Source organism: Bacteroides sp. AF29-11, assembly GCF_003602895.1.
Taxonomy (GTDB): Bacteria; Bacteroidota; Bacteroidia; order Bacteroidales; family Bacteroidaceae; genus Bacteroides; species Bacteroides uniformis.
Genome location: NZ_QTLY01000002.1, coordinates 281,768 through 308,499 on the forward strand (window position 1 = coordinate 281,768; position 26,732 = coordinate 308,499).

At 41.1% G+C, this 26,732-nt stretch carries 24 protein-coding genes and 1 tRNA gene; 18 read left to right on the top strand and 7 right to left on the bottom strand.

The annotated features are described in order from the left end of the window. Positions 1–8: 8 nt before the first annotated feature. Both DWZ03_RS03855 and DWZ03_RS03860 read right to left on the bottom strand, forming a co-directional pair. Positions 9–1,259, bottom strand: coding sequence for an efflux RND transporter periplasmic adaptor subunit (locus DWZ03_RS03855; RefSeq protein ID WP_120128908.1), 1,251 nt, complete (start codon positions 1,257–1,259; stop codon positions 9–11). Positions 1,260–1,428: 169 nt separating this feature from the next. Then, complete coding sequence (locus DWZ03_RS03860; RefSeq protein ID WP_057089394.1) at positions 1,429–2,916, bottom strand: TolC family protein; 1,488 nt, start codon at positions 2,914–2,916, stop codon at positions 1,429–1,431. A 218-nt stretch (positions 2,917–3,134) separates the two neighbouring features. On the opposite strand from DWZ03_RS03860, the gene DWZ03_RS03865 reads away from it, so the two are divergent. From DWZ03_RS03865 to DWZ03_RS03880, 4 genes are all read left to right on the top strand, one after another. Further along, positions 3,135–4,508: a sigma-54-dependent transcriptional regulator gene (locus DWZ03_RS03865; RefSeq protein WP_035448543.1), complete on the top strand. Its 1,374-nt coding sequence runs from the start codon at positions 3,135–3,137 to the stop codon at positions 4,506–4,508. Beyond that, complete coding sequence (locus DWZ03_RS03870) at positions 4,505–5,470, top strand: sensor histidine kinase (protein ID WP_120128910.1); 966 nt, start codon at positions 4,505–4,507, stop codon at positions 5,468–5,470. The genes DWZ03_RS03865 and DWZ03_RS03870 overlap by 4 nt, the downstream gene beginning before the upstream one ends. Positions 5,471–5,731: 261 nt before the next feature. Beyond that, complete coding sequence (locus tag DWZ03_RS03875) at positions 5,732–7,042, top strand: tyrosine-type recombinase/integrase (RefSeq protein WP_120128912.1); 1,311 nt, start codon at positions 5,732–5,734, stop codon at positions 7,040–7,042. A 2-nt stretch (positions 7,043–7,044) separates the two neighbouring features. Continuing rightward, positions 7,045–7,518, top strand: coding sequence for a helix-turn-helix domain-containing protein (locus DWZ03_RS03880; RefSeq protein ID WP_120128914.1), 474 nt, complete (start codon positions 7,045–7,047; stop codon positions 7,516–7,518). Between the two features lie 146 nt (positions 7,519–7,664). Here DWZ03_RS03880 and DWZ03_RS03885 read toward each other — a convergent pair whose 3' ends face one another. Together DWZ03_RS03885 and DWZ03_RS03890 are read right to left on the bottom strand one after the other, a co-directional pair. Continuing rightward, positions 7,665–9,326 carry a hypothetical protein gene (locus tag DWZ03_RS03885; RefSeq protein WP_120128916.1) on the bottom strand — a complete coding sequence of 554 codons (1,662 nt, stop codon included), beginning with the start codon at positions 9,324–9,326 and terminating at the stop codon, positions 7,665–7,667. 159 nt (positions 9,327–9,485) lie between these two features. Next, the gene (locus DWZ03_RS03890; RefSeq protein ID WP_120128918.1) at positions 9,486–9,779 is read right to left on the bottom strand and encodes a helix-turn-helix domain-containing protein; all 294 of its coding nucleotides are present in this window, start codon (positions 9,777–9,779) and stop codon (positions 9,486–9,488) included. Between the two features lie 172 nt (positions 9,780–9,951). Between DWZ03_RS03890 and DWZ03_RS03895 the strand changes: the two genes are divergently transcribed. The 9 genes from DWZ03_RS03895 to DWZ03_RS03935 all read left to right on the top strand — a co-directional run bounded on the left by DWZ03_RS03895 (position 9,952) and on the right by DWZ03_RS03935 (position 16,805). Then, positions 9,952–10,257 carry a hypothetical protein gene (locus DWZ03_RS03895; protein ID WP_120128920.1) on the top strand — a complete coding sequence of 102 codons (306 nt, stop codon included), beginning with the start codon at positions 9,952–9,954 and terminating at the stop codon, positions 10,255–10,257. Positions 10,258–10,291: 34 nt separating this feature from the next. Beyond that, positions 10,292–10,624 carry an SH3 beta-barrel fold-containing protein gene (locus tag DWZ03_RS03900; RefSeq protein ID WP_119958441.1) on the top strand — a complete coding sequence of 111 codons (333 nt, stop codon included), beginning with the start codon at positions 10,292–10,294 and terminating at the stop codon, positions 10,622–10,624. A 119-nt stretch (positions 10,625–10,743) separates the two neighbouring features. Next, entirely contained in the window at positions 10,744–11,331 is a 588-nt protein-coding gene (locus tag DWZ03_RS03905; protein ID WP_120128922.1) for a tyrosine-type recombinase/integrase, read from the top strand. Positions 11,332–11,676: 345 nt separating this feature from the next. After that, a complete protein-coding gene (locus DWZ03_RS03910) occupies positions 11,677–12,354 on the top strand; it encodes a zinc ribbon domain-containing protein (RefSeq protein ID WP_073349128.1) in 678 nt (225 codons plus the stop codon). A gap of 3 nt (positions 12,355–12,357) precedes the next feature. Further along, complete coding sequence (locus tag DWZ03_RS20150) at positions 12,358–13,779, top strand: zinc ribbon domain-containing protein (RefSeq protein WP_243634941.1); 1,422 nt, start codon at positions 12,358–12,360, stop codon at positions 13,777–13,779. Positions 13,780–13,801: 22 nt separating this feature from the next. Then, entirely contained in the window at positions 13,802–14,617 is an 816-nt protein-coding gene (locus DWZ03_RS03920; RefSeq protein WP_120128924.1) for a hypothetical protein, read from the top strand. Between the two features lie 93 nt (positions 14,618–14,710). Then, on the top strand, positions 14,711–16,030 hold the full coding sequence (locus DWZ03_RS03925) for a leucine-rich repeat protein (protein WP_120128926.1): 1,320 nt from the start codon (positions 14,711–14,713) through the stop codon (positions 16,028–16,030). Positions 16,031–16,039: 9 nt separating this feature from the next. Further along, positions 16,040–16,261, top strand: a complete 222-nt coding sequence (locus DWZ03_RS03930) for a hypothetical protein (RefSeq protein WP_120128928.1) — start codon at positions 16,040–16,042, stop codon at positions 16,259–16,261. Position 16,262: 1 nt separating this feature from the next. After that, on the top strand, positions 16,263–16,805 hold the full coding sequence (locus DWZ03_RS03935; RefSeq protein ID WP_119958447.1) for a hypothetical protein: 543 nt from the start codon (positions 16,263–16,265) through the stop codon (positions 16,803–16,805). Positions 16,806–17,240: 435 nt separating this feature from the next. Here DWZ03_RS03935 and DWZ03_RS03940 read toward each other — a convergent pair. Both DWZ03_RS03940 and DWZ03_RS03945 read right to left on the bottom strand, forming a co-directional pair. Continuing rightward, positions 17,241–17,315: transfer RNA gene (locus DWZ03_RS03940), tRNA-Pro, on the bottom strand. Between the two features lie 86 nt (positions 17,316–17,401). Beyond that, positions 17,402–18,109 (bottom strand): tRNA1(Val) (adenine(37)-N6)-methyltransferase, encoded by a 708-nt coding sequence (locus tag DWZ03_RS03945; RefSeq protein ID WP_005825467.1) that lies wholly within the window; start codon positions 18,107–18,109, stop codon positions 17,402–17,404. 171 nt (positions 18,110–18,280) lie between these two features. On the opposite strand from DWZ03_RS03945, the gene lon reads away from it, so the two are divergent. The 3 genes from lon to DWZ03_RS03960 are packed head-to-tail and all read left to right on the top strand — an operon-like array spanning position 18,281 to position 23,021. Next, the gene (gene lon, locus DWZ03_RS03950; RefSeq protein ID WP_005825468.1) at positions 18,281–20,761 is read left to right on the top strand and encodes an endopeptidase La; all 2,481 of its coding nucleotides are present in this window, start codon (positions 18,281–18,283) and stop codon (positions 20,759–20,761) included. After that, positions 20,758–21,888, top strand: coding sequence for a tRNA guanosine(34) transglycosylase Tgt (gene tgt / locus DWZ03_RS03955; protein ID WP_120128930.1), 1,131 nt, complete (start codon positions 20,758–20,760; stop codon positions 21,886–21,888). Before lon ends, tgt begins: the two co-directional genes overlap by 4 nt. Next, on the top strand, positions 21,885–23,021 hold the full coding sequence (locus DWZ03_RS03960) for an LptF/LptG family permease (protein ID WP_005825471.1): 1,137 nt from the start codon (positions 21,885–21,887) through the stop codon (positions 23,019–23,021). Before tgt ends, DWZ03_RS03960 begins: the two co-directional genes overlap by 4 nt. A gap of 273 nt (positions 23,022–23,294) precedes the next feature. On the opposite strand, the gene DWZ03_RS03965 is transcribed toward DWZ03_RS03960, so the two are convergent. After that, entirely contained in the window at positions 23,295–23,795 is a 501-nt protein-coding gene (locus DWZ03_RS03965) for a thioredoxin-like domain-containing protein (protein ID WP_005825473.1), read from the bottom strand. A 276-nt stretch (positions 23,796–24,071) separates the two neighbouring features. On the opposite strand from DWZ03_RS03965, the gene serB reads away from it, so the two are divergent. Together serB and DWZ03_RS03980 are read left to right on the top strand one after the other, a co-directional pair. Then, a complete protein-coding gene (serB, locus tag DWZ03_RS03975) occupies positions 24,072–25,301 on the top strand; it encodes a phosphoserine phosphatase SerB (RefSeq protein ID WP_005837143.1) in 1,230 nt (409 codons plus the stop codon). A 128-nt stretch (positions 25,302–25,429) separates the two neighbouring features. Further along, entirely contained in the window at positions 25,430–26,716 is a 1,287-nt protein-coding gene (locus DWZ03_RS03980; RefSeq protein ID WP_044467634.1) for a DEAD/DEAH box helicase, read from the top strand. The last annotated feature ends 16 nt before the right edge of the window (positions 26,717–26,732 follow it).

The window sequence follows — 26,732 nt, forward strand, 5'->3', positions numbered from 1 at the left end:
GCGTTGTTTTATTTCAGTATCAATTCTTCCGCCTCGCCAAAGGTATCATATCCCGTTGTAATTACCCAATCTCCGGGCTGCAAACCTTCCGTAATCTCGTATTGTTGCGGGTTTTGGCGACCGATGCCAAGCGGCACACGCACGGCTTTTGTCCTTGTGGCGTTCAGTTTGTAAATCCATTGTCCGCCGGTACTCTGGTAGAAGTTGCCGCGCGGGATGATGAGCGCCTCTTCCGGCTGGCCTAACTCAATCTGTACCCGGAAGCTCTTGCCTACACGTACGTTGTCGGGCATGTCACCGGTGAAGACGAGGTCTACGTCGAACGTGCGGTCTTTGACTTCGGGAACCACTTTCGTGATGCGCAACGGGTATTTTCTTCCCTGATAATTGATGGTGGCAGGCAATCCGGTGATAATGCGGTCGATGTAGTATTCGCTTAGGGAAGTATGCACTTTATATTGGTCCAGCACCTTGATTTCCGCAATGCTTTCGCCGGAAGCGACCTGCTGTCCCGGAGTCACCTTGACAAAGCTGAGCTGGCCGGCGACGGGAGCTTTCACCACCAGGTTGCCGAGTCGTTCGCAGGCGCGTTCATACTTCTTCCGTTCCCGTTCGCGGTCGTTCCTGATGAGGTCTTTGCGGATGACGGTGACGGCAGAGTCATGACGGAGGCTTTCCCTTTGAAGATGGGCATTTTTCACTTTATAGTTGTATTCGTCCTCGGAAACTTCGAGCTGCGCCTTGCTCTTGATGCCCATGCGGTACTCCTCCTTGTCAAGGGCAAAACTCTTGCGCAGGCGGTTGAGGTCATAATCGGTCTGCAGGGCTTGTTGTTGCAGGTTCAGGCTTTTCTGCTCCATTTCAATTTCTTTTTCGCGGTAGGTGATAAGTTGCTTTTCCCAGTCGTCGCGCTGGTCTTCAATGCTGCGCAGCAGGTCGGGGTTTTCCATGACGAGGATGGTGTCTCCTTGCCGGAGCAGGCTCCCCTCCTCTCCTATGATGCGTTCCACGCTTCCGGTTTCACGTGCATTGACCTTGATGGTAAGGATGGGCTGAATCACTCCCTCCACATCTACATATTCCATAAATTTGCCGTTTTTGACTTCGGCTATCTGTATGTTGTCTTGCTCGATACGCAGTTTGCTGGGACCCAGCGAAAGGGTGACTACATAAATCAGGAAGGCAAGGAAGGCAACGCCTCCCGCCAGATAGTAGCGGTAACGGATGTACCAGGGTTTCTTTTCAAGTTTTATATCCATAATGCAATATTTTATATACTCTTTTTTTACTTTTCAGATACCCCCTTCAGAAGTTCTTCTGAATAAGGGTTCCGAGTTTTACTAAAACTTCACCGGAGATTTAGTAAATCGTCACCGGAGTTTTAGTAAATCTCCGGCCAGCTTTTACTAAAACTATTCCACGATTTTATTACTGTATAGATTCTTCATTAGTAACCCTTTCCAAGTCTTCTGCCAGTGGCCTCTCTTTTTCAAAGTCATATAGCGTGATGCTTCTCAGTGTATAGTACAAACTCCAATAGTTGTACAAAGCCGTTATATAGCTTCTCCGGGCCGTATCTTTTTCCGTGATGGATGCATTGAGGTCGAGTACCGAGGACTTGCCGAGCAGATAGAGTTTTCGGGCTACTTCGGCGCGTCGTTGGGCTGTATGGTCCGTGCGGGCGGCTATGTTTACCCGTTGCGCCTGCAGGTTGAATTGCTTTACGAGTTTCCGCACGTTCAAGTCGAAATCCGTCTTGTCCTGCTCTACCTGCGTGTAGACAAGGTCGCGGTTGGAACGCGCTACGCGTACCTGTCCCCTTCCGCGCCCCCAGTCCAGGATGGGGAGGGTAATGCCCAGGCTGACGTACTGCTGGTCCAGCGGATTCCGGTAGGCATCTTTCAGCTTGTCGGCAGTTTGTGTCAAGCCGAAGCGCAGGTAGATGTCTGCTTTCAGTCCGGCATTGGCCTTGGCGCGCGACACGGCACTCTCGCTTTCCACCTTGCGGCGTAGCATGTTCTGTATCTCCGGACTGTTTTCGTTGGCAAGCATCAGCGCGGCATCCAGGTCGATGTGCAGGTCGGGCACGCGGTTGTCTATTCTCACCTTTATAAGGAGGTCTTCTTGGATGCCGAGGTAGGAACGGAGTTCCTGCATGCAGTTTTCCACTTCGATGCGGGCATTCATGCAGTTGGTTTCTTCGGTCAGTTTGTTGAGTTCGAGTTGCAACATTTCGTTTTCGCTGATGGTGCCGATGTTATATCGTCCTTGCGCATATATATATAAGGTGTCGGCATTGGCGTAGTTGGCGTTGGCTATTTCGTAGTTGCTTTGTGCTTTGGCCAGGTTGAAGAACTTCTCTGTGGCATTGGCGGCAACAAGCTCAAGGGTTTCTACGTAGGTTTTCTTGGCTTCGCGATAACGGATAGGTTCGATGCGCCGGTCCCACTTCAGGCTGTTGTAGCCAAACAAGGACTGGCTGTATCCGATGTTGACGGGTGAAGTCTGCCAGGAATAGGTGTCACTGCTGAAAAGGTCGAGGCGCTGCGCAGCCGTTTCAATGAAAAAGGTTCCTCCGGTCCACGGCACGTTTTGTGTCAGGCTCAGTGTCAGGTCAGTGCTCAGCAGGTTCTGCTCTATGAACTTGACGTTGCCATCGCTTTGGGTCACTTTGTTGATAGCACGGTCCAGATAGGGATTGGAAGTAAGCTTGAGCGTCGGCAGGTAGTTGGCACAGTAGTATTTGTAGTTCCAATAAGCGGAACGGAAGCTATGGCGGGCATTTTGGGCGTCGGGCGACTGCTGGCGGGCCTGCTCGATGGTTTCTTCCAAAGTCAGCTCCAACGTGTGCTCTTGGGCAACGGCACTCGACGTCAGACTGAATGTAATAAGCAATAAAAATATATTCCGGTGCATAGTTGTTTTCTTTACTCTATAAAGTTCAAATTCTATGCCATAAGTATAAGTTATTGTATTATAAGTGTTTGTTGTGGTTCGAAGCTTTCCAAACGTGTGCAGTTGCGCACAAAAATAGTGCGATAATGCACGCACAACACATGGATATTATACTTATCTTTGCCCGTACAAGAGATGTGGGATTGTGTAGGCCTTGCCTGCACGAAAAGAAAACAGATATGGAGCAGTTTGGTAAAATATTGATTGTAGATGATAACGAGGATGTCCTTTTTGCGCTGAACCTTCTTCTCGAACCCTACGCCGAGAAGATAAAAGTGGCAGTGACTCCCGACCGCATCGAGCATTTTATGACCACTTTCCGTCCGGACATTATTCTGCTGGATATGAATTTCAGCCGTGATGCCATCAGTGGTCAGGAAGGTTTCGACAGCTTGAAGCAGATTCTGAGTATCGACCCGCAAGCAGTGGTCATCTTCATGACTGCCTACGCGGATACGGACAAGGCAGTGCGTGCCATCAAAGCGGGGGCTACGGATTTCATTCCCAAGCCGTGGGAGAAGGAAAAATTGTTGGCGACCCTTTCTTCGGGCATGAAGCTGCGTCGTTCGCGGACCGAGATAAATCTGCTGAAGGAGCAGGTGGAAGTTCTGAGCAATGCCACAGCGGGAGGCTCCGAAGAGGTTATTATCGGTGATTCTCTTGTCATGCAGCAAGTCTTCTCTACAGTGGAGAAGTTGCGCGATACGGATGCCAACATACTTATATTGGGTGAGAATGGAACCGGAAAGGATGTGATTGCCCGCCTGCTGTACCGCAATTCTCCCCGCTATGGAAAGCCGTTTGTCACGATAGACCTCGGCAGTATTCCCGAACAGTTGTTCGAAAGCGAGTTGTTCGGCTACGAGAAAGGCGCCTTCACCGATGCACGGAAAGCGAAAGCTGGACGTATGGAAGTGGCAACCGGCGGTACGCTTTTTCTGGACGAGATAGGTAACCTTTCCCTGCCCATGCAGGCCAAATTGCTGACTGCCATCGAAAAGCGTTGTATCAGTCGTTTGGGAAGTACGCAGGCTACGCCCATTGATGTGCGGCTCATCTGCGCCACCAATGCAGACATCCGTCGGCTGGTGGACGAAGGAGACTTCCGCCAAGACCTGCTGTATCGCATCAACACCATCGAGTTGCATATTCCACCTCTGCGGGAACGCGGAAACGACATCCTCCTGCTGGCAGAGTATTTCCTGCAACGGTATGCCCGCAAATATCAGAAAGAGATGCGCGGGCTGACCCGGGAGGCGAAAAACAAGTTGTTGAAATATGCCTGGCCGGGTAATGTACGTGAGTTGCAGCATACAGTGGAACGTGCTGTCATATTGGGAGACGGTTCTCTGCTTCGTCCGGAGAACTTTATGTTCCAAGCTTCTGTTTCCCGTCAGAAGAAGGAAGAAGAAGTCCTCAACTTGGAGCAATTGGAACGGCAGGCTGTGGAACGTGCCATGCGGCTCAGTGAAGGAAATGTGACCCGTGCCGCCGAATACTTGGGCATTACTCGCTTCGCCTTGTACCGGAAACTTGAAAAACTGGGCTTATGAAACGATATTCATTGATTGTGGCACTGCACATCATCGGCATAGCCTTCCTTTCGGTCGGCGTTTATCTGCTGGTGGATGCCGGACTGTGGTTCAGTGCACTGATGGCTTTTTTGATATTGCTGGCGATTGCCGTTCATCTGTACCGCCTGCAGATGATGCAGGTGCGCATGATGCGCCATCTGGCAGAGAGCCTGCGCTATGACGACATGATGCTGTCGTTCCGTTCTCCCTACAAGAACCGGTCTATGGAGGATATGGTGGACGAGCTTTCCGAAGCGATGAGGAATTTCCGTACCCGCGTGCTGGAACGCAATGAGATGGAAGCGTGGCAAAAGCTGATACGTGTGCTGACGCACGAAATAATGAATTCAATCACTCCCATCATCTCCCTCTCCGAAACCTTGAGCGAGCGGGAAATGTCGGAAAAGAACTATCCCGTCATGCGGCAGGGAATGCAGACTATCCACCGCCGTAGTAAGGGGTTGTTGGAGTTTGTGGAGAATTACCGGAAGCTGACAAGACTTCCCGCCCCCGTCCGTCGTCCGGTTGCCGTCCGCGAGCTGTTGCAGGATTTGCAGAAGCTGTTTTCGGAAGAGTATATCCGGATAGAGCTTCCGGAGGCCGACCGCATACTCCAGATAGACCGGACACAGATAGAACAAGTACTGATTAATCTGATTAAAAATGCCAAAGAGGCATGTAGCAGGAAAGAGCATCCCCGGATAGAAGTGAAGATGCTACCCGCCCTCTCGTGGCAATGCCTAATCACTGTCAATGACAATGGTGAAGGCATTCTGCCGGAAGTGCAAGATAAGATTTTTGTACCGTTCTTCACCACCAAGCCTTCCGGTTCGGGCATCGGGCTCAGTTTATGTAAACAAGTGATGAACCGGCATGGAGGGAATATCACGGTGCAGTCTGCTGTGGGAAAAGGGAGTTGCTTTACGCTGCTATTTGGATAAGTGGGAAAGAGGGTATATACAAAAATAAGCTACTGAAAAATCAGTAGCTTATTAATTTCTGTCGGGGTAGCGGATTTAGAAATTATTATTTTATCATATTAATCACTCATAAATATTCTTGCCTATTTGTATGTAAACCATTGGTATATAGATGTATATTTTATAATTAGGATAAGATAGGATTGTTTGGTAATCAACAGTATTTGTTATATCTTTGCAAATACAGAGAAAAATACAGAGAAATATAAATAAGAAAATTCAATGGGAAATGTTTCTTCAAAAATAAATTCAGTCTTGAACTTGGCATATTATAAGGGTAATATAGTATTCTCCTATGCTTATTTCGGAAAAACATTCCGTTATAATGCTTTCAAAGTTCCTAAAGACTGCTTCAATGCTAAGACCAAACATCTTAAACAACAAGATGATTTGTATGATTATTTGTTTGAGATTGAAAGAATTGAAAATTTGGCAAAGTCCGTCAATACAGCAATAATTGAATTAATGAAGGATAAATCTTCCAACTTTTCTCTAACAAAAAAGTTAGTGGACGAATGCATTCTTCGTTTGGAAAAAAGTAAATTGAAAGCTAATTCGCAAAGTGGACTTATTACAGATTTTGAAGAATGGATAGAAGCATACAAAGAAAAGAAATACAAAGAAGAAGTTTTAAAAGGACGAGAAGGACGGAAAAATCACCCTTCTTCAAAAGATTATACTTCAACTAAGAATCTATTGATTGATTTTGAATATGACAACTATTCAAGACCGATTCAACCCCAAGATATTGATGAAGATTTCCTTTTAGAATTAATAGAGTACTGTTACCTTCCTCGTGAAAGTACTAATACACATAAATACAAAACTGAGGGAGAAATGGTGAACAAGACAATACAAAAACGCTTAGATTCATTGTTTACTTTTTTGGTTGGTAAATATGGTGCTGTTCCTAATGGAATAAAAAAACCTCATTTAGATATTGAAAAGAAAAAGGTAATTCGATTGGATAGAGAGGAATTGAAAGAGTTAGAAAACCTTGATATAAAAGAGGAGCGATTTGTTAAAGTCAGAAACTATTTTCTATTTTTATGTTATACGGGATTACGGTTTGGGGATTTTGCTAAATTAGATAAGACTTATTACGATAAAGAAAACAATGAACTCGTGTTAACTACCAATAAAACAAATATCAATTGTCGAATTTACTTATTTGATAAGGCAAAAAGAATTGGAGAAAAGTACAATTTTTCATTTAAAGGCTATACAAATCAAGCACTAAACCGTGCTATAAAAGAAATGTTGCAACATTATAATCTCTATACCAATGTAATTACAGTTGACTATATGCAGAAGGAACGAAAAACAATAGAATTGCCTAAAAATGAATTTATCTCATGCCATACGGGGCGCAAAACTTTTATATCAATTATGATAGAGTATGGACTTGACACTTATGACTTAATGTCTATGACGGGACATAAAAAAATTGATACTCTAAAATATTACATTGATTTATTTGGAATAAAAAAGAGAGAAAAATTAAAAATGATAAATGCAGAATTGGAAAAATAGTTATGAAAAGGAAAACAGGCAAACTTGAAGATGATTTGAAACCATTGTATGAAAATTTGTTGGATTTAGTTTTAAAGTCTAACCCCTCCGATTTTGGCTCATCGACATTCACTTCGGGGTATTTCGTTCTTGAAGATAAACTGTCTGAACTTACTACGGAGCAAAAAATAGAACGTTGTAAACATGTATGTGAATTTTCAATCAGTTTATTATCTGCTTCCCAAAGATTATTATTGGAAATAGTGGATGAACAATCTAAAGAGTTGACACGAAAAATGTCCGCACCAATTACTGTTGAAAAGAAAAAGCAAACATTCAATAGTAAGGAGGCTCAAGAAATTACGGGAATAAAAAGCAAAGATACTATCAATAAATACTTAAATAATGGTAAGATAAAAGGTAAGAAGGATGCACGTGGGCAGTGGATTATTCAAAGAGAAGATTTGATGGAATATGTAGGGCATGATAATTTTTAACGCTGTAACCCCTCTCTTGGCTACCCCTCTTTGGAGGAAGGGGGGGGCTAAATTGCCAACGGGTAGTTCCTTTTTCCATAAAATTTTCTCCGCAAAAATGACTTTCTTTCAGAGTGGAGATAAGTTTGTAAAGGAGACTTTGCTTGCTAAGTGGAAATGTTGTGCCACACAAATTCGTTTGTAGCATGGTTAATATAAATTTCTGATGTCCCATCTTCCAATTCTTTTAGTATATCTCTGCAAGTTTGACACCTTGAATGGGATTCATCCTTGGCTATTGCTTTAAAGGTATCTATCAATTCGTTTATTTCTTTCATGTCTTGTTCCTCTTGTCGCAGTTCCCTTGCTACATTCTCCAATGAATAGTAATCAACTGATGTATTGGGAAACAGACCAATCCGCAGGTATTCTTTTTCGATAATTGAGTGCATAAGTTCGGGAGTACATTGGTCGTTAGCTTTCGTATCTAAAACTACAACTGCATCATGTATTGTCAGCACTTTAAATCGTTTGGCGTACAGTTTGGTTAATATACTCCTGAATATATCACTTTCAATTCGCATCATTTGATTAGCCAAGAAAGTACGGTCTTCTCTTTTACTTTCCTTCACCAATTTATAAACACTCGGATATTTCCTTTTAAACACTTTGGCAAAGTCTTTTCCTTTTGTCGTCAGTGTCTTGGAATAAAAGACTTCATGGAACAATGCTACTTTTATGTCAGAACGTAATAATCGTTTAAACTCATTCAATCTTATAAAATCGTCCCAAAATATCCCTTTTGAAGTTTTATAAATGTATTCCAAAATATCATTAGGAATATTTGCAATTTTCCCTTTTTCTATTCCATTGTTTACCAACAATTTACGGAGTTGTTTGCTAACAGAATAGTAAGAGTTGTCTATATTAGAAAGATTATTATATAATATATGTAAGATATTATCATTTATATTATATCTTTCTATTATTAGTTTGTTAAATAACAAAGGGTGACTATTATGAATATCTATAGAAAATTTTATATTAAGAAAATTTTTAAATATTCTTGGTGATTGGGTCAGTATGGAGTAGGTACGTAAGTTCTTATCAACAGATAATATATTAAAGTTTTCTTTGCTATATTCATTTAGAATATAAGTAAAATATTCTTTTGATTTCAAACTTATAAAATGATGCCTATCCTTATAATCTTCCGCTTCGTCTCTATGTACTAATTTGAGCATTCTCAACGATTTTGTAAAATTATCATATAAGCTATCCCCCATTTCAGATTTTATCTTCTGAATTTGTATCTGCTCATATTTTTTCAATTCTTGTTGCATCTTGTCGGAATATTCTTCAATATAAGATGAATATTTCATTTCCGATACAGTGAGTAAATTAGGATTAAGTTCTATTAAACGAGCCTGAATAGATGGTATATAACTACTTGATACTTTTATAATACTCAACACCTCCAATGTGTTCAACATGTCAATATAAACATGTCCTAATACAGTTTGCAATATTTTGGAATTAAAGCGGGTGAAGTTTACTTCTTTATTGGATTTACACCGTTGAATAAGCCGATGGATAAGGAACGCATATTTCTTATATAATATTTGCTTTCTTGGCAATGATTTGTTTGCTCCCTCGACAGTTTCGATTTTGGCGATAAAACTACTGTCACAAGTGACCTCATTGAAGTTAGTAATAGTTCGTTGAGGTTGATTTCGGTTCTTCAACAACTCTATATGTTTCTCAATTATTGCATCAATACTTATATCCTTGAAAGTATATATAAGTTGCTTCATTGGTAACTTTCCCATATTTTTGTTTATTTATTGCATTTTTATTCATCTTTTAAGCAAGTATGGTAATAAGCATACAAATTCAATTACACGCATTATACCATTGAATATCAATTATATAAATCAAATTTCACACCATTATACATAGACATGAAACAGTTGGCTATATGATTTTTTTCATTTTGCAGGCTGTTTGTAACGAGTAAGCAGATTTTCCATGTCTTGAAGGGAAGTGACTTTAAAGATTTCATTCCCAATCTCAATATATCCGTTGACATTTTCATTCTTTTCTTTTTCAAACAATTCTTGTATCGACACTTCCAATGCAGCAGCAATCTTTTCCAATACTGCAACTGATGGATTTCCATTTATATGATTGGATAGTCCTACTCTGTTAATCCCCATTTTATCCGCTAATGTTTGAACGGTCATACCTTTTTCTTTGATAATCTCTTTAATTCGTAGTACCATAAATATTCATTTTTATTATAAATACAAATATACGTTTCTTTTTAATATGTATATTGATAGATATACATAAAATAAGTTAATGTAGTTCTAAAAATATACGATTTTATTTGTGTATGTATATTAAAAGCACTACATTTGCAATGCAATAAGAAATCAATAACACTACAATAATATGAAACGATACGATAAAAAACAAGTGATGAAAGACGCTCACAGAATTTACAGCAACGATTTTCAACGCAAAGGGCGCACGTGGGCAGAGTGCCTAAGAGCAGCTTGGAGTTGGGAGCGGAATGCTGTTAAGACACGAGAAGAAAAGGCTGCAAGGCTTGATGCAATGATTGCCGCAAGTTGGAAAGCTCACAACGAAAGAAAAGAAGCCAAGACAAATGAGAATTGGTATAAAGGAATTGATTCAGAAACTCTTTCTTATGCAATGGGATATGGAAGAGGCTGCAATTTCTATTGCGGTGATTGATTAAATAGAATATTAACTAATAAACTATAAAGATATGCAAGCAATTATTTTGAGTTCAAATACTGCGATTAGAGCTAAAGTTATTACTATCCGTACTAATGCACGCAAAATTGATGGGATTTCCAAGGCTATTTTGATTGAACAGTTGAAAGAGAAGTTGAAGAGTGGTAAAATCGTAAAATTTGCTTATTTGAAAAATAATGGTGAGGTTCGTGTGGCGTTTGGTACAACTAACTCCGATTTCATTAAAGACAAAATTTGTGGTTGGGGGGAAAGTCGTGAAAGTTATGCTACTACTGCATATTTTGATTTGGAAAAATGCGCATGGCGTTCCTTTCGATGGGAAAATTTGATAGCTGTGTTTTAATATTCACTAATGCACAAAGTGAATATTATATTGAATATCAACAACTTAAATAATTTTGCTATTTTGAGATATTGATATGATATTCACTTTTATTTAATAACTAACAAAATTGAACATTTATGAGCTTGAAATATAGTCAGACAACAAGTGATTATTTGGAGTGGAAAGAAGCAATGAATTTAATTCGCACCCTATATAGGGATGGCAAGTTTCAAATGTCTTTGTTTGTTTCAATCGGTTGTTTTTGGGGACTAAGAGTTTCCGATATATTGGCTTTACGTTGGAAGCAGATTTTGCATGTGGATGAATTTTGTATTATTGAGAAGAAAACGGGAAAAAGTAGAACCATACGGATTAATTCGCAATTGAAAAGACACATATCGGACTGTTATCGGCAAATTCAGCCTATTGGCGTGGATGCTCCCATACTTATCAGTCAAAAGGGCACTATATTCACAGTGCAACGCATCAATGTAATTCTGAAAGAGATAAAAGTAAAATATGGCTTGTCAATTAAAAATTTCAGTTGTCACAGCTTGCGCAAAACTTTTGGTCGTCAAGTTTATAATATGAATGGTGATAGTGCGGAACTCGCTCTAATAAAGTTGATGGAATTATTCAACCATAGTTCCGTAGCCATTACCAAACGATATTTGGGGCTTCGTACAGAAGAATTACTCCAAACCTATGATTGTTTGACCTTTTAGTATATATTTGCCTTATAAACAGCTCACAGAACGTTGTCAAATTCGCTTTTAATGTATATCTTTGCATTGCCGTTGATTTGCAATGGCAGACATAGTATATAAGGAAGCGTTTGGCTTTATTCTGAATCAAGGAATCTCGACAATTCATTGTACAGTAGGAATAGAAAAACGTTCTCCCTTTGGCGTGTTATATATGTACCATAACATATAATCGTCAAGGGTGGAGCTGTTTATTTATCTTCTGTACGGGCAGTCGAGAGCCTCTTGATGAGATAAACAAAACAGACTCCACTTCCTTTTTTTGTAACCCTCCCTTTTGAGTCTGTGGGAATATTTCTATTTCGTATGGCACTTATTGATTGTTCCAATTGTGGTGCGCAAATTTCCGATAAATCGGGAACTTGCATACATTGTGGTACGCCAATACCCCCTAAGAAAGTTATGAAACCTTGTCCTGAATGTTCTACAATGGTGGAAGAAAATGTTTATGAATGTCCTGAATGTGGTTATCCTATCAAAAAGAAACAAGAAGTTCTGCCTACAAAAACAAAAGCTACCGAGATTAGCGGTAATGAAGCTAAAGAAAAATCTTCTTTTCATATTTCAGGAAGTGTTATTGGCATTATCGTAGTTTCAATTATAGCTTTTTGCTTGTTGACTTGGATAAATAATTTAAGTTATGATGCGTCAGGAGAAGAGGGCTTAAATTGGTCTTTATCAGGAAGAATTATTGCGTCAATCAATATAGGTTTTCTTTTGGGAAGTGGTAAAATGTTAATAACCATGCTCACCGCTTCATTTGATTTTGGATGGTGGATATGTCATGACCACTCTTTGCTTTGGGGTATAGTGGCAGGAGTGATATTTTTTATTGTAATACTAATCCGATATGAATTTGATAAGGTGGAGGAAATGGAAGATGCAAGAATGATGCGTGAAGACCCGAATGGTTATAGAATACTTCAAGAGAAGAGGAAACAAACAAGAGAATTGGAAGAAATCAATAGAAAATTAAAACGGTGATTTATGGCTTTAATTAAATGTGAAGAATGCGGACACATGATGTCTGATGCAGCCCAACGATGTCCGAAATGCGGGTGTCCCGCTTCAATACATTTCATGGAAATTTATTATGAAGGGAGTTCTACTTTTAGAGTAAAAGGAACTATAAAACTGAAAATAAACGGAGAAGAAATTAATCATGGTGGTAATTTTAAAGATGGTTTATCAACAAAGATTCTTTTGAAAACAACTCCCGTTGTAATAGAATTGTCGACTTTTGGAAAATTACGAAAGGTTAATTTTACATTGGATGTTAATCCTGCTAAAAATAGTCGGCTTGAACTTAAATATGATGCTGTTATTGGATTTTTCACAGAAGCAGAATATATAGTAGAAGGTGGTGAAGTAGTTACAATAAAAGCTTCCAAAGGTGATAAAAGAAGGGTTTATCTTTTTTGTTTTATTTTTTTAGTGCTTTTTGTAGGCATACAAGTGTATTTTATAAACCGCAGGAGTCGAGAAAATACGGATGAATTTAATCGCCATTTCAACGAATTGATACAAAAACAAAAAGAGAAAGCAGAAAGTGAAGCTATACCACTTTCGGAAGAACCTGATAATACAGTCAAGTCAAAATTAGAATTAACAGAAGCACATGTAAGAGAATGTTTTTTACGTCATTGGCAACATTATAAAGGGGATAGGGAGCTTATTCCATTGGAAGAATGCAGCGAAGGATATAAGGTTTTTATAAGTGATTTGAATGGTGATGGTATAAATGATGCAGTGGTGAATGCGTATGTTACTCCAAGTTCGGAGGAGATAGCTAATAACAAAACGGAAAACAAATCATATATTTTTTGTTTCGTGAATGATGGCGAGCATTGTAAACTTGCTGCTGCTACAAAATTATACGCTATGTTCTTTGTCGATAACATAAACAATGAAGAAATACATGCACATCGTATCGAATATATGAAAAGGGTAAATGATGGGCAAAGAACTGCTATAAAAGATAGCCATATTTTTAAATATGATGGTGATAAGTTGGTGGATTTGGGTGGAACTAAACGACTTGTTGATGACGAAGAAAATCCCTCAATAGAGCGAAGAAGCGAAAATGCAGGATTAATAGAAGGATATTTTTACCGTTATGAGGGTGATATGAAAGGTTTTCCCATAAAGGTGGATTTTGGAGTTTTGTCAAATGGCATGATAAATGGTGAATACCAAAATGTAAAGTATGGTACGGTGTTAGATTTGACGGGACAGTTAATATCCGATAAATCATTACAGTTGGTTGGCGAAAACCAAAATGAGAAAATTGTCTTTGAACTTTCTTTTTCTTCTCCTAAGCATTTAAATGGATATGGGAAAATGGAAGGTAATTCATTAGAAATCAGATTAAAACTAATTTCAAGTGAGGTGATGAACGATAATCATTAATGAACATTTAAAAAGATAAGGCATGAAAAATATTTTAACTACACTCGTTTTAATAAGTATTAATATATGTGTATTCGCCCAAAAAACAAATAGCAGAGGTGAATATTTGGTGAAAAGCATACATTGGGTTAATGCTTTTACTCAAAAAGAGGTTGGCAACAAAGGGGATAAGTGGTATCATTTCAAGTATGATGATGATGGAAACCTGATTGAAGTACGGAAAGAGTATTATCAGAATTTCAAATATAAAGCTGTGGAAACATTTACCATCATCAATAATCGGTATCAATTCATTTCTTATGTGAATGGTAAGCAAGTCCTCAACTCCAAATGTGAATTTACTTTTAACAAACAAGGATATATGACAAGGTTGTATATCTATGGATTAAATGGGGAACGTGTTACAACTGTTGGTACACTTACATATTATGATAGTGGGGTGTTGAAGAGTATTGACCTTATATCTGAGGAAAAAGGTGGTAATCGGTATAAAATCCATAACTACGAGGAATATACTTGGGAAAATGGCAATATGATTAAGTACCATTATACCAATGACGATAATATTACACAGACTTTTGATATTCATTATGGTAATAAAGCCAATAATACCAACATTAATTTATCATCATTGATAAAGCATTATAATTCCCCTTATAATGAACATATACTGTTTGCAACTGAATGGTGTGGCAATAAGCCAAATAATCTTATTTCATATCAGGATATGAAAGATGATACTTTCGATTACATTTATGAAGGTAATCTATTGAAGAAAATCAATAAGAAGAATAGCTCTTACTCCAAAGGATATTACTTGATTGAATATGTGTATTGACAAAATGTAATACAAGATGTAGTACAAAATGTACCCACAACAATAGATAATATAGACAGTATAAATAATATATAACTTTTAAATTAATATTATATGATTAAGAAACTGCTTTTTACATTGCTCTTTGGAATGCTTGTGCTTCCATTGATAAATGCACAAACTTCGTCCATGAAGATTGAAACGTACAAGATTGATAATGTCAGCACAAGAGGGCTAAATCCGAATACAAAAGGGGATGAAGAATTTGACCTTGGTGATTTTCATTATTTTGGAACTACATTAATTTTCATGGGTGAAGAATATCCGCATAAACCTTTCATTCAAAGACTAAAAGAATTTTGGAATCCCAACCGATATGAAATATTTTATAAGGTAGGACTTGAACCTGATTATGAACTTTGGAAGAGAAGTATTACTGACATTATAATACAAGATAAACAGAATCCCGAAGATGGTACTTGGCATCATACATACCTGACAGCAGAGGACTTCAAATTCATGCGTGACAGCCTTCCAAACTTGTATGAAGTTAGAATGTGTGGTGATATTGAAATTCGTGGTTATAAGGGCGAAAATGGTACTCTAAACGGCTATCATGAATATCCTGATGGTGAGCTGCCACCTTATGCCTTTGATAAAAGTTATAACAACAAGAAATTAAACAAGAAACCTCAATATAAGACAATCATCTTACCGAAGAATATAACTTCAATTGGTGAGTATGCTCTTGCGAACATCATTGACCTTTACTTGGATTCAGAAGAACAATGGGATGATTCGTTTCACAATGGTAGCGGAAATCCTGATAAACCAAACGCAAAACGTTTTTGGAACGACTTATTTGATGGTTATATCTACCTCTCCAACTTGAAGAACCTTAAAACGATTAAGGATAATGCGTTTGTCAATACCATATCAACAAGAATTTATCTTCCTGAAAATCTTGAATCCATTGGCGAGAATGCTTTCAATTCTGACATCATCAAGGACAGAGCAATAAATACCAATCTTGACAGCATCATTGTAACCTCTGCAACGCAACCAAAGATTGCGGAAAATTCATTTGGCATGAAGTTTAAGGATGCAAAGATTGTCGCACCAAGCAAGAAATATTATTTGAATTATAAGTATGACAAACAGTGGGGGTTATCCAAGAACCTGACATACTTTGGTTATGTGTCACCCAATCCCATTGACATTCGTTTGGATAAGGGAAAGTTAATCATCAATATAAAGGATAATGCAACGGAAACGGGAATTGTTTCATGTTTCCAAGACGGAAGAAAGGTCAGTGACATAGAACTGAATACGGGAAACAACATTGTGAACCTGAATCCCAAGATGGAATATAAGATTTCAGTGGAAGCGGAAGAATTTAATTTGAAACCATATAGAGTAAATACTAAAAGATAGAATATTATTATGAAGAAGATACTTTTATTGACTGCATTATTTGCAACGCTTTTTACGGCTTGTAGCGAAGAGGAAAATACACCTGAAATACCTGAATACATTATACCTGAAAATGATATAAATTCAGTGAAAGAACGCATTAGCTTGGAAGATAATCAGGAGTTGGTTACTTATAGCATAATAAGTAAGGATAGCATTTGGGGGTTATCAAAAGATATAACTATAAATTAGTATGAACTTTATAGAAGAAATATGTGGGATTTCCACTAATAATAAACAACCGTTGGTTTTACTTGACGAAATGACAGTTAAGAATCTATGGAACTGTTTACAACATGGATTTGTGCTGATAGGAATTCGTGAAAGTAATTGTATGCAGAAGGAGTTAATAAAAAAACTTCAAGCGGATATTATAAAAAATGATTTTCGCTATTGCCCAATATTCGGATGTTGCGTGAATGGTAATGGAAGCGTATATTATTTGTCTGCCTTTGTTGTCGCTAATTTAAACAAGGCTAAAGAACCATGTGATTTTACAGCTTTAAGATTGTTTGCCGATGAAATTTCGCCTAAATATAGGCAACAAGTATCTATCTGTGAAAATTCTTCATGTACTTCCGTAATTTCTTTGATTGATGCTTTCTTTGAAGATTGCTTAAAGGAAAATGGTTTGCCTCACGTATGTAGGGGTTATTATCTCAATCCCCCACCAATGTGTTATTCTGAACGGTACATACGTGATATAAAAAAGAACGAGATATTTATTGGTATATGATATGAGTAAGATTTACTTATTCAAAGTTATATATATGATTCTTTAAACATTAAGAAGTATGGCGATACTTCATTTATTCATTATCTTTTTGAGGGAGTAATCTCGTTTTTCGAGGTTACTCTTTTTATTGTCCTTGCGCAAATTTAGGTGCGCAAAAAAGTGCGTAAATTTAGGTGCGTAAGATAAGTGCGTAATTATGATTTTTTTAGTATATTGTTTAACTTTCTGTATTATAGTTGATTAATTAAGAATATGTTCATTTAGACAGTATGCGTAAATTGATTTGTGCAAATATGGAATTTATTACTAATCCGAACTATTCCTATTACATCCTATTATGAAGTATGGTATGGTGTTATTCTAAGAATGCAGAGAAAAATACAGAGAAAGAAAAATGCAACCAACTATAAATTAGTTGATTGCATTTTCTTTTTGTCGGGGTAGCGGGATTCGAACCCACGACCCCCTGCTCCCAAAGCAGGTGCGCTAACCGGACTGCGCTACACCCCGAATACTTTACTTCTGAAAAGCGAGTGCAAAGGTAAAAACAATTCTGATACCAACCAAACATTTAGGCAAGTTTTATGCAATTAAAATTACATTTTCAGATAGAAATCTTTCGTTAAAGCTACATATTCAGGGGTAAACTCATTGTGATTCACCTCAATACAGAGTTTCTCTTCTCTACACTCTTTTGCTTCAAAACCAAAGTTCAGCAATACCCGTCTGCACGGTTTTCCGGGCTTGGTGAAGACTTGCACACGATGCAATGGAAACAACTTATGGTTCCAAGCTGTATCCACAACCGTTTTTTCAGCTTCCGCTGGAATAATGATGCTTACGACTCCTTGCTCTTCAAGCAAAGATGCCGAACGATGAAACAGTAAATCGTAATTCAAATTGCCCGCATGCCGTGCTGTGCACCTTTGTTCGTCAGGACATTTCAACGCATCTATAAAATAGGGAGGATTGGAAACGATGAGGTCAAATCTGTTTTCCGGCTGATAATCTCGGAAATCATGACATATGACCTCTACTCTATCGGCCCATGGAGAGTGAGATACATTTTCTGTGGCTTGTCCGGCTGCAGCCGCATCTATCTCGATTGCAGTAATCCGGGCATGCGGATTCCTTTGCGCTAACTGTAAGGCTATTAATCCGGTACCGGTTCCAACGTCCAGTATACGCTTTGCTTTGTCTGCCGGGGCCCATGCCCCAAGTAGTACACCATCTGTGCCGACCTTCATGGCGCATTTATCATGAAATATGGTAAATTGTTTAAACTTAAAAGATGATTTTGGCATGTTTATCTTCTTTAATTGGGCTCAAAAATAATCAAAGCCTGCATATTTGTCATAAAATTGGCACTGTTTTTGTCTTTTTAAAGGGTGAAGAACGTTTATTTATGAAGAAATAGCTTAACTTTGCAGGCGCTTTATTGGCCTGCCAATATGACATAAACTAAAAAGAAAGAAATGAAGAAAAGAAATTACCTGAGTGATGTCGAAGATAGAAGCGGAAACGCTTTCTCTGTAATTGCTGATTTTGAGGGGAATGAAGAACAATTGATGGACATTGAGGTAGAAGAGGTTTTACCGATATTGCCTCTCCGAAATATGGTATTGTTCCCTGGGGTGTTTATGCCGGTATCTGTAGGAAGAAAATCTTCCCTCAAATTGGTGCGTGAAGCAGAAAAGAAAAATTCTTATATAGCTGTTGTATGCCAAAAGGTGGCTGAAACAGAGACACCTCTGTTTGAGGATTTACATACCATCGGTACAGTTGCCAAGATAGTACGTGTGCTTGAAATGCCAGACCAGACGACTACAGTCATTCTGCAAGGCTCCAAACGTATGGAACTGAAGGAGATTACGGATACGACTCCTTATCTGAAGGGACGGATAGCTACGCTGAATGAAGAACTTCCGGAGAAGAATGACAAGGAATTCCATGCATTGGTAGAGGCGTGTAAAGACTTGACAGTACGCTACATCAAGTCATCCGATATGTTTCCGCAGGATTCGGCATTTGCCATCAAGAACATTACCAATCCAATGTTTTTGGTAGACTTTATCTGTACGAACCTGCCACTCAAGAAAGACGAAAAGATAGAACTGCTCCGTATCGACTCTTTGCGGGCGCGTACCTACCGCCTGCTTGAGATTCTGAATCGTGAAGTGCAGCTTGCCGAAATCAAAGAGTCTATCCAGATGCGTGCACGTGAGGATATAGACCAGCAGCAGCGTGAGTATTTCCTGCAGCAGCAGATTAAAACCATTCAGGATGAGCTGGGTGGCGGCGGTCAAGAGCAGGAAATAGAGGAGATGCGTAAGAAGGCGGAGACCATCAAATGGAATGATGAGGTGAAGGCTACGTTCCTGAAAGAGGTGGATAAGTTGGAACGTACCCATCCCCAGTCTCCCGACTATAGCGTGCAGCTGAACTATCTGCAGACGATGCTTAGTTTACCGTGGGGCATTTATACGACGGATAATCTGAGCCTTGTCAATGCAGAAAAGACACTGAACAAAGACCATTATGGTTTGGAGAAGGTGAAGGAACGCATTCTGGAACATCTTGCTGTATTAAAGCTGAAAGGCGATATGAAATCACCCATCATCTGCTTGTATGGCCCTCCGGGTGTGGGAAAAACCTCTTTGGGGCGTTCCATTGCTGCCGCCTTGAAGCGTAAGTATATCCGTATGTCGCTGGGAGGCGTGCATGATGAAGCTGAGATTCGCGGTCATCGTAAAACCTATATCGGTGCCATGCCGGGACGGATTATCAAGAATCTGATAAAGGCAGGTTCCTCCAATCCGGTATTTATTCTGGATGAAATAGACAAGGTGAGTGCCGACCGCCAGGGAGACCCCTCCTCTGCCCTCCTCGAAGTGCTCGACCCGGAACAGAACACTACATTCCATGATAACTTTCTGGATGTGGACTATGATTTGTCCAAAGTGATGTTCATCGCTACTGCCAATAATCTGAATACCATCCCCGGACCGTTGCTGGACCGTATGGAGCTGATTGAGGTAAGCGGCTATATCACGGAAGAAAAGATTGAGATTGCCCGCCGCCATCTGGTTCCGAAGGAATTGGAGGCAAACGGTATGAAAAAGAATGATATCAAGATTCCGAAGAACACACTGGAAGCCATTATAGAGAATTATACCCGTGAGAGCGGCGTGCGCGAACTGGAAAAGAAAATCGGAAAGATACTCCGTAAATCTGCACGCCAATATGCTACGGACGGTTATTTTGCGAAGACCGAAATAAAACCGGGAGACTTGTATGAATTCCTGGGTGCACCCGAATATACCCGGGACAAGTATCAGGGTAATGAGTATGCAGGGGTGGTGACCGGTCTGGCGTGGACTGCCGTAGGTGGTGAAATACTTTTCGTGGAAACCAGCCTGAGCCGTGGCAAGGGTGGACGTTTGACATTGACCGGCAATTTGGGTGATGTAATGAAAGAGTCGGCCATGCTGGCATTGGAATACATCAAGGCGCATGCCTCCCTGCTGAATCTTGACGAAGAGATTTTTGATAACTGGAACATCCATGTCCATGTGCCCGAAGGCGCCATTCCGAAAGACGGTCCGTCTGCCGGTATCACGATGGCTACTTCCCTCGCTTCTGCCCTCACCCAGAAAAAGGTGAAGGCCAATCTTGCCATGACGGGAGAGATAACACTTCGCGGTAAGGTACTTCCGGTAGGAGGCATCAAGGAGAAGATACTGGCTGCCAAGCGTGCCGGTATCAAGGAGATTATCTTGAGCGACGAGAACCGCAAGAATATAGAAGAGATACAGGATATATATCTGAAAGGACTGACTTTCCACTATGTGAAAGATATTAAGGAAGTGTTTGCCATTGCGCTGACTGATGAAAAAGTAGCCGATGCCATCGACTTGTCCGTAAAGAAAGAAAAGACCGAAAAGAAAGAGGAATGACATTCGAGTTACAATATACAGACAGCAAGACCAATGCACGTGCCGGACTGATTACTACTGACCACGGGCAGATTGAGACACCTATCTTTATGCCGGTAGGTACAGTGGGAACAGTGAAAGGCGTGCATCTGCCTGAGCTGAAAGAGGATATAAAGGCGCAGATTATATTGGGTAATACCTATCATCTTTATCTGCGTCCGGGACTGGAAGTGATAGAGAAAGCCGGTGGACTGCATAAGTTCAACGGCTTTGACCGTCCTATGCTGACAGACAGCGGCGGTTTCCAGGTATTCTCGTTGTCCGGTATCCGCAAGTTGCGCGAAGAAGGTGCGGAATTCCGTTCACACATCGATGGTAGCAAGCATATCTTTACACCGGAGAAGGTGATGGATATAGAACGGACTATCGGTGCAGACATCATGATGGCCTTTGATGAATGTCCTCCGGGGGATTCGGACTACGAATATGCCAAAAAATCACTGGGACTGACACATCGCTGGCTGGACCGTTGTATCAAGCGTTTTAATGAAACGGAGCCGAAGTACGGTTATCAGCAATCCCTATTCCCCATTGTGCAGGGCTGCGTCTATCGCGACCTCCGCGAGCAGTCGGCAGAATTTGTTGCCTCTAAAGGTGCTGACGGTAATGCCATCGGAGGTCTGGCTGTGGGCGAGCCTGTAGACAAGATGTACGAGATGATTGAGTTGGTGAACGGGATTCTTCCCAAAGACAAGCCTCGCTATCTGATGGGAGTCGGGACTCCGGTAAATATCCTGGAAGGCATTGAACGCGGTGTCGATATGTTCGACTGCGTGATGCCTACCCGCAACGGACGTAACGGCATGCTGTTTACCAAGGACGGTATCATGAATATGCGCAACAAGAAATGGGAAACGGATTTCTCTCCCATTGAAGCAGACGGTGCCTCCTACGTAGATACCATGTACAGCAAGGCATACTTGCGCCATCTGTTCCATGCACAAGAGCTGCTTGCCATGCAGATAGCATCTATCCACAACTTGGCTTTCTATCTGTGGCTGGCAGGCGAGGCACGTAAGCATATCATTGCAGGCGACTTTGCTACCTGGAAACCGATGATGGTGAAACGCGTATCGACAAGATTATGAGAAAAATGAACTGGAGGATATGGAAGAATATAAAGCTGCCGAGAGGTAAATTCCTGAAGCGGCTGGACTGGTACATTATTAAGAAGTTCCTGGGTACATATGTCTTTGCCATCGCATTGATTATCTCCATTGCGGTGGTGTTCGACTTCAACGAGAAGATGGACCGCTTCATGTCTCATGAAGCGCCGTGGAATGCTATTGTCTTTGATTATTATCTGAACTTCATCCCCTACTTTGCCAATCTGTTCAGTCCGCTGTTTGTATTTATCGCCGTAATCTTCTTTACTTCCAAACTGGCGGAGAACTCGGAGATTATTGCCATGTTCTCTACGGGAATGAGTTTCAAGCGTATGTTGCGTCCTTATATGGTATCTGCGGCAATCATTGCGGTAGTGACGTTCTGCCTCGGGTCTTATGTCATTCCCAAAGGCAGTGTGACACGTATCAATTTTGAGGACAAGTACTACAAACCCCGTAAGGCGAATACGGCACGGAACATCCAGCTGGAAGTGGATTCGGGGGTAATTGCCTATATCGAACGTTTTGAAGACTACAGCAAGACCGGTTATCGCTTTTCTTTGGACAAGTTCAATGACAAGCAACTGGTCTCCCACCTTACAGCCCGTTCCATTACCTACGACACGACGGCCGTGCATAAGTGGAAAATCAAGGATTATATGATTCGCCAGATGGATGGCATGAAGGAGAGTATCACGAAGGGTGACCGCATAGACACTACCCTTTTTATGGAGCCTGCCGACTTCCTGATTATGAAGAACCAGCAGGAGATGTTGACCAGCCCTCAGCTAAGCGAGTACATCAACAGGCAGCGGCAACGCGGCTTTGCCAACATTAAGGAATTTGAGATAGAGTACCACAAACGCATTGCCATGTCGTTTGCCTCCTTTATCCTGACGCTGATTGGAGTGTCTTTGTCTTCCAAGAAAACGAAAGGTGGAATGGGATTGCATTTAGGTATAGGCTTGGCATTGAGCTTCTCTTATATTCTGTTTCAGACCATTGCTTCCACATTTGCCGTGAACGGCAACATGCCTCCGGTCATCGCTGTGTGGATACCGAATATAATGTATGCCTTCATTGCATTCTATCTATATAGGAAAGCGCCGAAATAAGCATTCTAAACCTCTACTTCAGCTTGCTCAAGTTGAGGTTTGGCGTACTAAAGCAGAGGTTTAGGATGTTTGTCTCTGGAAGCCCATTAAAATAAGAAGCCCTTCCCACTCTTGCGTTGTACAAGTGCGGGAGGGGCTTTTTGTTGTATTCATTTTCCTCTTTTGTTCTGTTCCCTTTTTTGCCGGAAAGAGACGTCGGTTTCTAGGGAACACCCTCACTTTCGTCTTACAGGTTTTTTAAGTTGCTGTTGTATGCACCGGGCATCAGCAAGCTTAATTCAAGTAAGCGGAAAGTTCTGCAGCAGAGATGTTTTTGGCAATAATTACACCATTATCATCCAGTAAATAGTTAGTGAATCCGCGGCCTAAGCGATATTTCTTAAAGAGGCCGGAATATTCGCCTTTAGTTTCCACGAAACAAGTGGGCGTAACTATTTGGTCCTTACGGATGGTTTCTTCAAAGATTGACTGATACTCATCGAATGAAACTGAAACCATCTTCACATTGTTGCGGGCAGTAGAGCGAAGCGCATTGCTCAAACTTGCGTTTTGCATCCGGGACTGCGCGTCGTAACTTGCCCAAAAACTGAGCAATACATACTTTCCTTTCAAGTCTGAAAGTTCGGTTTGGGATTGCTCTGCCGACATGGTTTGGATTTTGAAATCCGGGGCCATGTCACCCACATTCAAACCTCCGGTAGGTTTGTCTTTTTCTACAAAAGAAGTCAAGGAACTTATTAGTAATACAACAAAAATCCATTTTGCATATTTCATGCGGCACGGTTTTGGTTAATACTATCCGGGACTGTCCTTCAACAGTGATTTCTTCCCGGAACATCGTCTTGTCAAAGCCTTGAATAGTGATAAAGACACTGATAATCAAAGCTTTTAATTCTGAAATCGGGTGCAAAGGTAAGTAATTCCTAAACAAACTTCCAAATAAACAAGCATTTTTCTCACTTTTTAGAGGTATATTTTTATGTTATTTAGCATAAATAGCGGGAATTTTCCTTACTTTTGTAGCCTATTATTCTATCAAAAAGATGACTTATGCAACCATTGAACACTGAACTCATCCTGATACGTATTACGGGTGAAGACCGTCCGGGACTGACAGCTTCCGTGACGGAAATTCTGGCGAAATATGATGCTACCATTCTGGATATTGGCCAGGCAGATATTCACAATACTCTTTCGTTGGGCATTTTGTGCAAGACGGAAGAACAACACTCGGGGTTCATTATGAAGGAACTGCTTTTCAAGGCTTCCTCCCTGGGAGTGACTGTCCGTTTCTACCCCATTACTACCAAAGAGTACGAGGATTGGGTGAATATGCAGGGAAAGAACCGCTATATTCTTACTTTATTGGGGCGTAAGTTGTCTGCCCGTCAAATATCTGCCGTTACCCGTATTCTTGCAGAGCAAGGCATGAATATCGATGCCATCAAGCGCCTTACAGGACGTATCCCGCTGGACGAATGCGAATCGCGTACACGCGCCTGCATCGAATTTTCCGTTCGTGGCACTCCGAAAGACCGTATTGCCATGCAAGAACAGTTAATGAAACTGGCAACCGAACTGGAAATGGATTTCTCTTTCCAGTTGGACAATATGTACCGCCGGATGCGCCGCCTCATTTGTTTCGATATGGACTCTACGCTGATTGAAACAGAAGTAATTGATGAATTGGCCATACGTGCGGGTGTGGGCGACCAGGTGAAGGCCATTACCGAACGCGCCATGCGTGGTGAGATAGATTTCATTGAGAGCTTTCGCGAACGAGTGGCTTTGCTGAAAGGATTGGATGAGTCCGTGATGCAGGAGATTGCAGAGAATCTTCCCATTACGGAAGGTGTGGATCGCCTGATGTATGTTTTGAAGAAATACGGTTACAAGATAGCTATTCTTTCGGGAGGGTTTACCTACTTCGGGCAGTACCTCCAGAAGAAGTACGGTATAGACTATGTGTATGCCAACGAGCTGGAAATAGAGGATGGCAAACTGACCGGCCGCTATCTCGGTGATGTAGTCGACGGTAAGCGTAAGGCGGAGTTGCTGCGTTTGATAGCTCAGGTGGAGAAAGTGGATATTGCGCAGACTATTGCTGTGGGCGACGGTGCCAACGACCTGCCCATGCTGGGAATTGCCGGCCTTGGAATCGCTTTCCATGCAAAGCCCAAAGTAGTTGCCAATGCCAAGCAATCCATCAACACCATCGGCTTAGATGGCGTACTTTACTTTCTGGGATTTAAGGATTCATACATTGATATTCCCCGTTGAAGGCAGATGCTTGAAACAAATTTGCAAGCCCTTGAGATAATTATTGTCCCAAGGGCTTATTTTTTTACTGTAAGAGTCTATTTTATAAGTCTTTTTCCTATCTTTGTACGCAAATTTAAAAGAGATACATGAAGTTTTCAGAACTACATTTAAATGGCGATGTGCTGGAGGCACTGGATGCCATGCGCTTTGAAGAGTGCACCCCCATACAAGAAAAATCAATTCCCGTCATACTCGAAGGTCGAGATTTAATAGCAGTGGCACAAACCGGAACGGGAAAAACAGCCGCATATTTGTTGCCTATATTGAACAAGCTTTCAGAGGGCGGACACCCTGCCGATGCCATCAATTGCATTGTCATGGCTCCTACCCGCGAGTTGGCGCAACAGATAGACCAACAGATGGAAGGTTTCTCTTATTTCATGCCGGTTTCCAGCGTGGCTGTGTATGGCGGTAATGACGGAATACTGTTCGAGCAGCAGAAAAGAGGGTTGACACTGGGTGCTGATGTCGTTATTGCTACCCCGGGGCGTTTGATAGCCCATCTTAGCCTTGGTTATGTAGATCTTTCCCGTGTCTCTTATTTTATTTTGGATGAAGCAGACCGGATGCTGGATATGGGATTCTATGATGACATTATGCAGATTGTCAAGTTTCTCCCTAAAGAGCGGCAGACCATTATGTTCTCTGCTACCATGCCTGCCAAGATACAACAGTTGGCTGGCAACATTCTGAACAATCCCGCCGAAGTGAAGTTGGCGGTTTCCAAACCAGCGGAAAAGATTGTGCAGGCAGCCTATGTCTGCTACGAGAATCAGAAGCTGGGCATCATCCGTAGCCTCTTTGCAGAGGAGACGCCGGAACGCGTCATCATCTTTGCTTCTTCCAAACTGAAAGTGAAGGAAGTGACCAAAGCCTTGAAGCAGATGAAACTGAACGTTGGTGAAATGCACTCCGATTTAGAGCAGGCACAGCGCGAAGAAGTGATGTACGAATTCAAGGCAGGACGTATCAATATCCTGGTAGCTACAGATATCGTTGCGAGAGGTATTGATATCGATGACATCCGTCTGGTGATAAACTATGACGTTCCCCACGACAGTGAAGATTATGTGCACCGCATCGGACGTACGGCGCGTGCCAATAATGACGGCGTAGCCATCACTTTCGTTTCCGAAAAGGAGCAGGGGAACTTTAAGAATATCGAAAAATTCCTGGATAGGGACATCTATAAGATACCGGTTCCCGAGGAGCTGGGCGAAGCCCCCGAATACAAGCCGAGAGCATTTGACGGAGGAAGACGGGGCGGCCGTGGAAACGGACGTAAGCCAGGAGGAAACAAGAACGGCCGTAACAACAGTAAAGGTGGAAAGCCCAGAGCCAAACGTCCACAGAATGGCGGCGAGAAGAAATAAACATTGTGGTGAAGAA

Excerpts from the sequence above, each read along its gene's own strand:
- DWZ03_RS03855 (WP_120128908.1), bottom strand. The coding sequence starts at position 1,259 with ATGGATATAAAACTTGAAAAGAAACCCTGGTACATCCGTTACCGCTAC.
- DWZ03_RS03860 (WP_057089394.1), bottom strand. The coding sequence starts at position 2,916 with ATGCACCGGAATATATTTTTATTGCTTATTACATTCAGTCTGACGTCG.
- DWZ03_RS03865 (WP_035448543.1), top strand. The coding sequence starts at position 3,135 with ATGGAGCAGTTTGGTAAAATATTGATTGTAGATGATAACGAGGATGTC.
- DWZ03_RS03870 (WP_120128910.1), top strand. The coding sequence starts at position 4,505 with ATGAAACGATATTCATTGATTGTGGCACTGCACATCATCGGCATAGCC.
- DWZ03_RS03875 (WP_120128912.1), top strand. The coding sequence starts at position 5,732 with ATGGGAAATGTTTCTTCAAAAATAAATTCAGTCTTGAACTTGGCATAT.
- DWZ03_RS03880 (WP_120128914.1), top strand. The coding sequence starts at position 7,045 with ATGAAAAGGAAAACAGGCAAACTTGAAGATGATTTGAAACCATTGTAT.
- DWZ03_RS03885 (WP_120128916.1), bottom strand. The coding sequence starts at position 9,326 with ATGGGAAAGTTACCAATGAAGCAACTTATATATACTTTCAAGGATATA.
- DWZ03_RS03890 (WP_120128918.1), bottom strand. The coding sequence starts at position 9,779 with ATGGTACTACGAATTAAAGAGATTATCAAAGAAAAAGGTATGACCGTT.
- DWZ03_RS03895 (WP_120128920.1), top strand. The coding sequence starts at position 9,952 with ATGAAACGATACGATAAAAAACAAGTGATGAAAGACGCTCACAGAATT.
- DWZ03_RS03900 (WP_119958441.1), top strand. The coding sequence starts at position 10,292 with ATGCAAGCAATTATTTTGAGTTCAAATACTGCGATTAGAGCTAAAGTT.
- DWZ03_RS03905 (WP_120128922.1), top strand. The coding sequence starts at position 10,744 with ATGAGCTTGAAATATAGTCAGACAACAAGTGATTATTTGGAGTGGAAA.
- DWZ03_RS03910 (WP_073349128.1), top strand. The coding sequence starts at position 11,677 with ATGGCACTTATTGATTGTTCCAATTGTGGTGCGCAAATTTCCGATAAA.
- DWZ03_RS20150 (WP_243634941.1), top strand. The coding sequence starts at position 12,358 with ATGGCTTTAATTAAATGTGAAGAATGCGGACACATGATGTCTGATGCA.
- DWZ03_RS03920 (WP_120128924.1), top strand. The coding sequence starts at position 13,802 with ATGAAAAATATTTTAACTACACTCGTTTTAATAAGTATTAATATATGT.
- DWZ03_RS03925 (WP_120128926.1), top strand. The coding sequence starts at position 14,711 with ATGATTAAGAAACTGCTTTTTACATTGCTCTTTGGAATGCTTGTGCTT.
- DWZ03_RS03930 (WP_120128928.1), top strand. The coding sequence starts at position 16,040 with ATGAAGAAGATACTTTTATTGACTGCATTATTTGCAACGCTTTTTACG.
- DWZ03_RS03935 (WP_119958447.1), top strand. The coding sequence starts at position 16,263 with ATGAACTTTATAGAAGAAATATGTGGGATTTCCACTAATAATAAACAA.
- DWZ03_RS03945 (WP_005825467.1), bottom strand. The coding sequence starts at position 18,109 with ATGCCAAAATCATCTTTTAAGTTTAAACAATTTACCATATTTCATGAT.
- lon (WP_005825468.1), top strand. The coding sequence starts at position 18,281 with ATGAAGAAAAGAAATTACCTGAGTGATGTCGAAGATAGAAGCGGAAAC.
- tgt (WP_120128930.1), top strand. The coding sequence starts at position 20,758 with ATGACATTCGAGTTACAATATACAGACAGCAAGACCAATGCACGTGCC.
- DWZ03_RS03960 (WP_005825471.1), top strand. The coding sequence starts at position 21,885 with ATGAGAAAAATGAACTGGAGGATATGGAAGAATATAAAGCTGCCGAGA.
- DWZ03_RS03965 (WP_005825473.1), bottom strand. The coding sequence starts at position 23,795 with ATGAAATATGCAAAATGGATTTTTGTTGTATTACTAATAAGTTCCTTG.
- serB (WP_005837143.1), top strand. The coding sequence starts at position 24,072 with ATGCAACCATTGAACACTGAACTCATCCTGATACGTATTACGGGTGAA.
- DWZ03_RS03980 (WP_044467634.1), top strand. The coding sequence starts at position 25,430 with ATGAAGTTTTCAGAACTACATTTAAATGGCGATGTGCTGGAGGCACTG.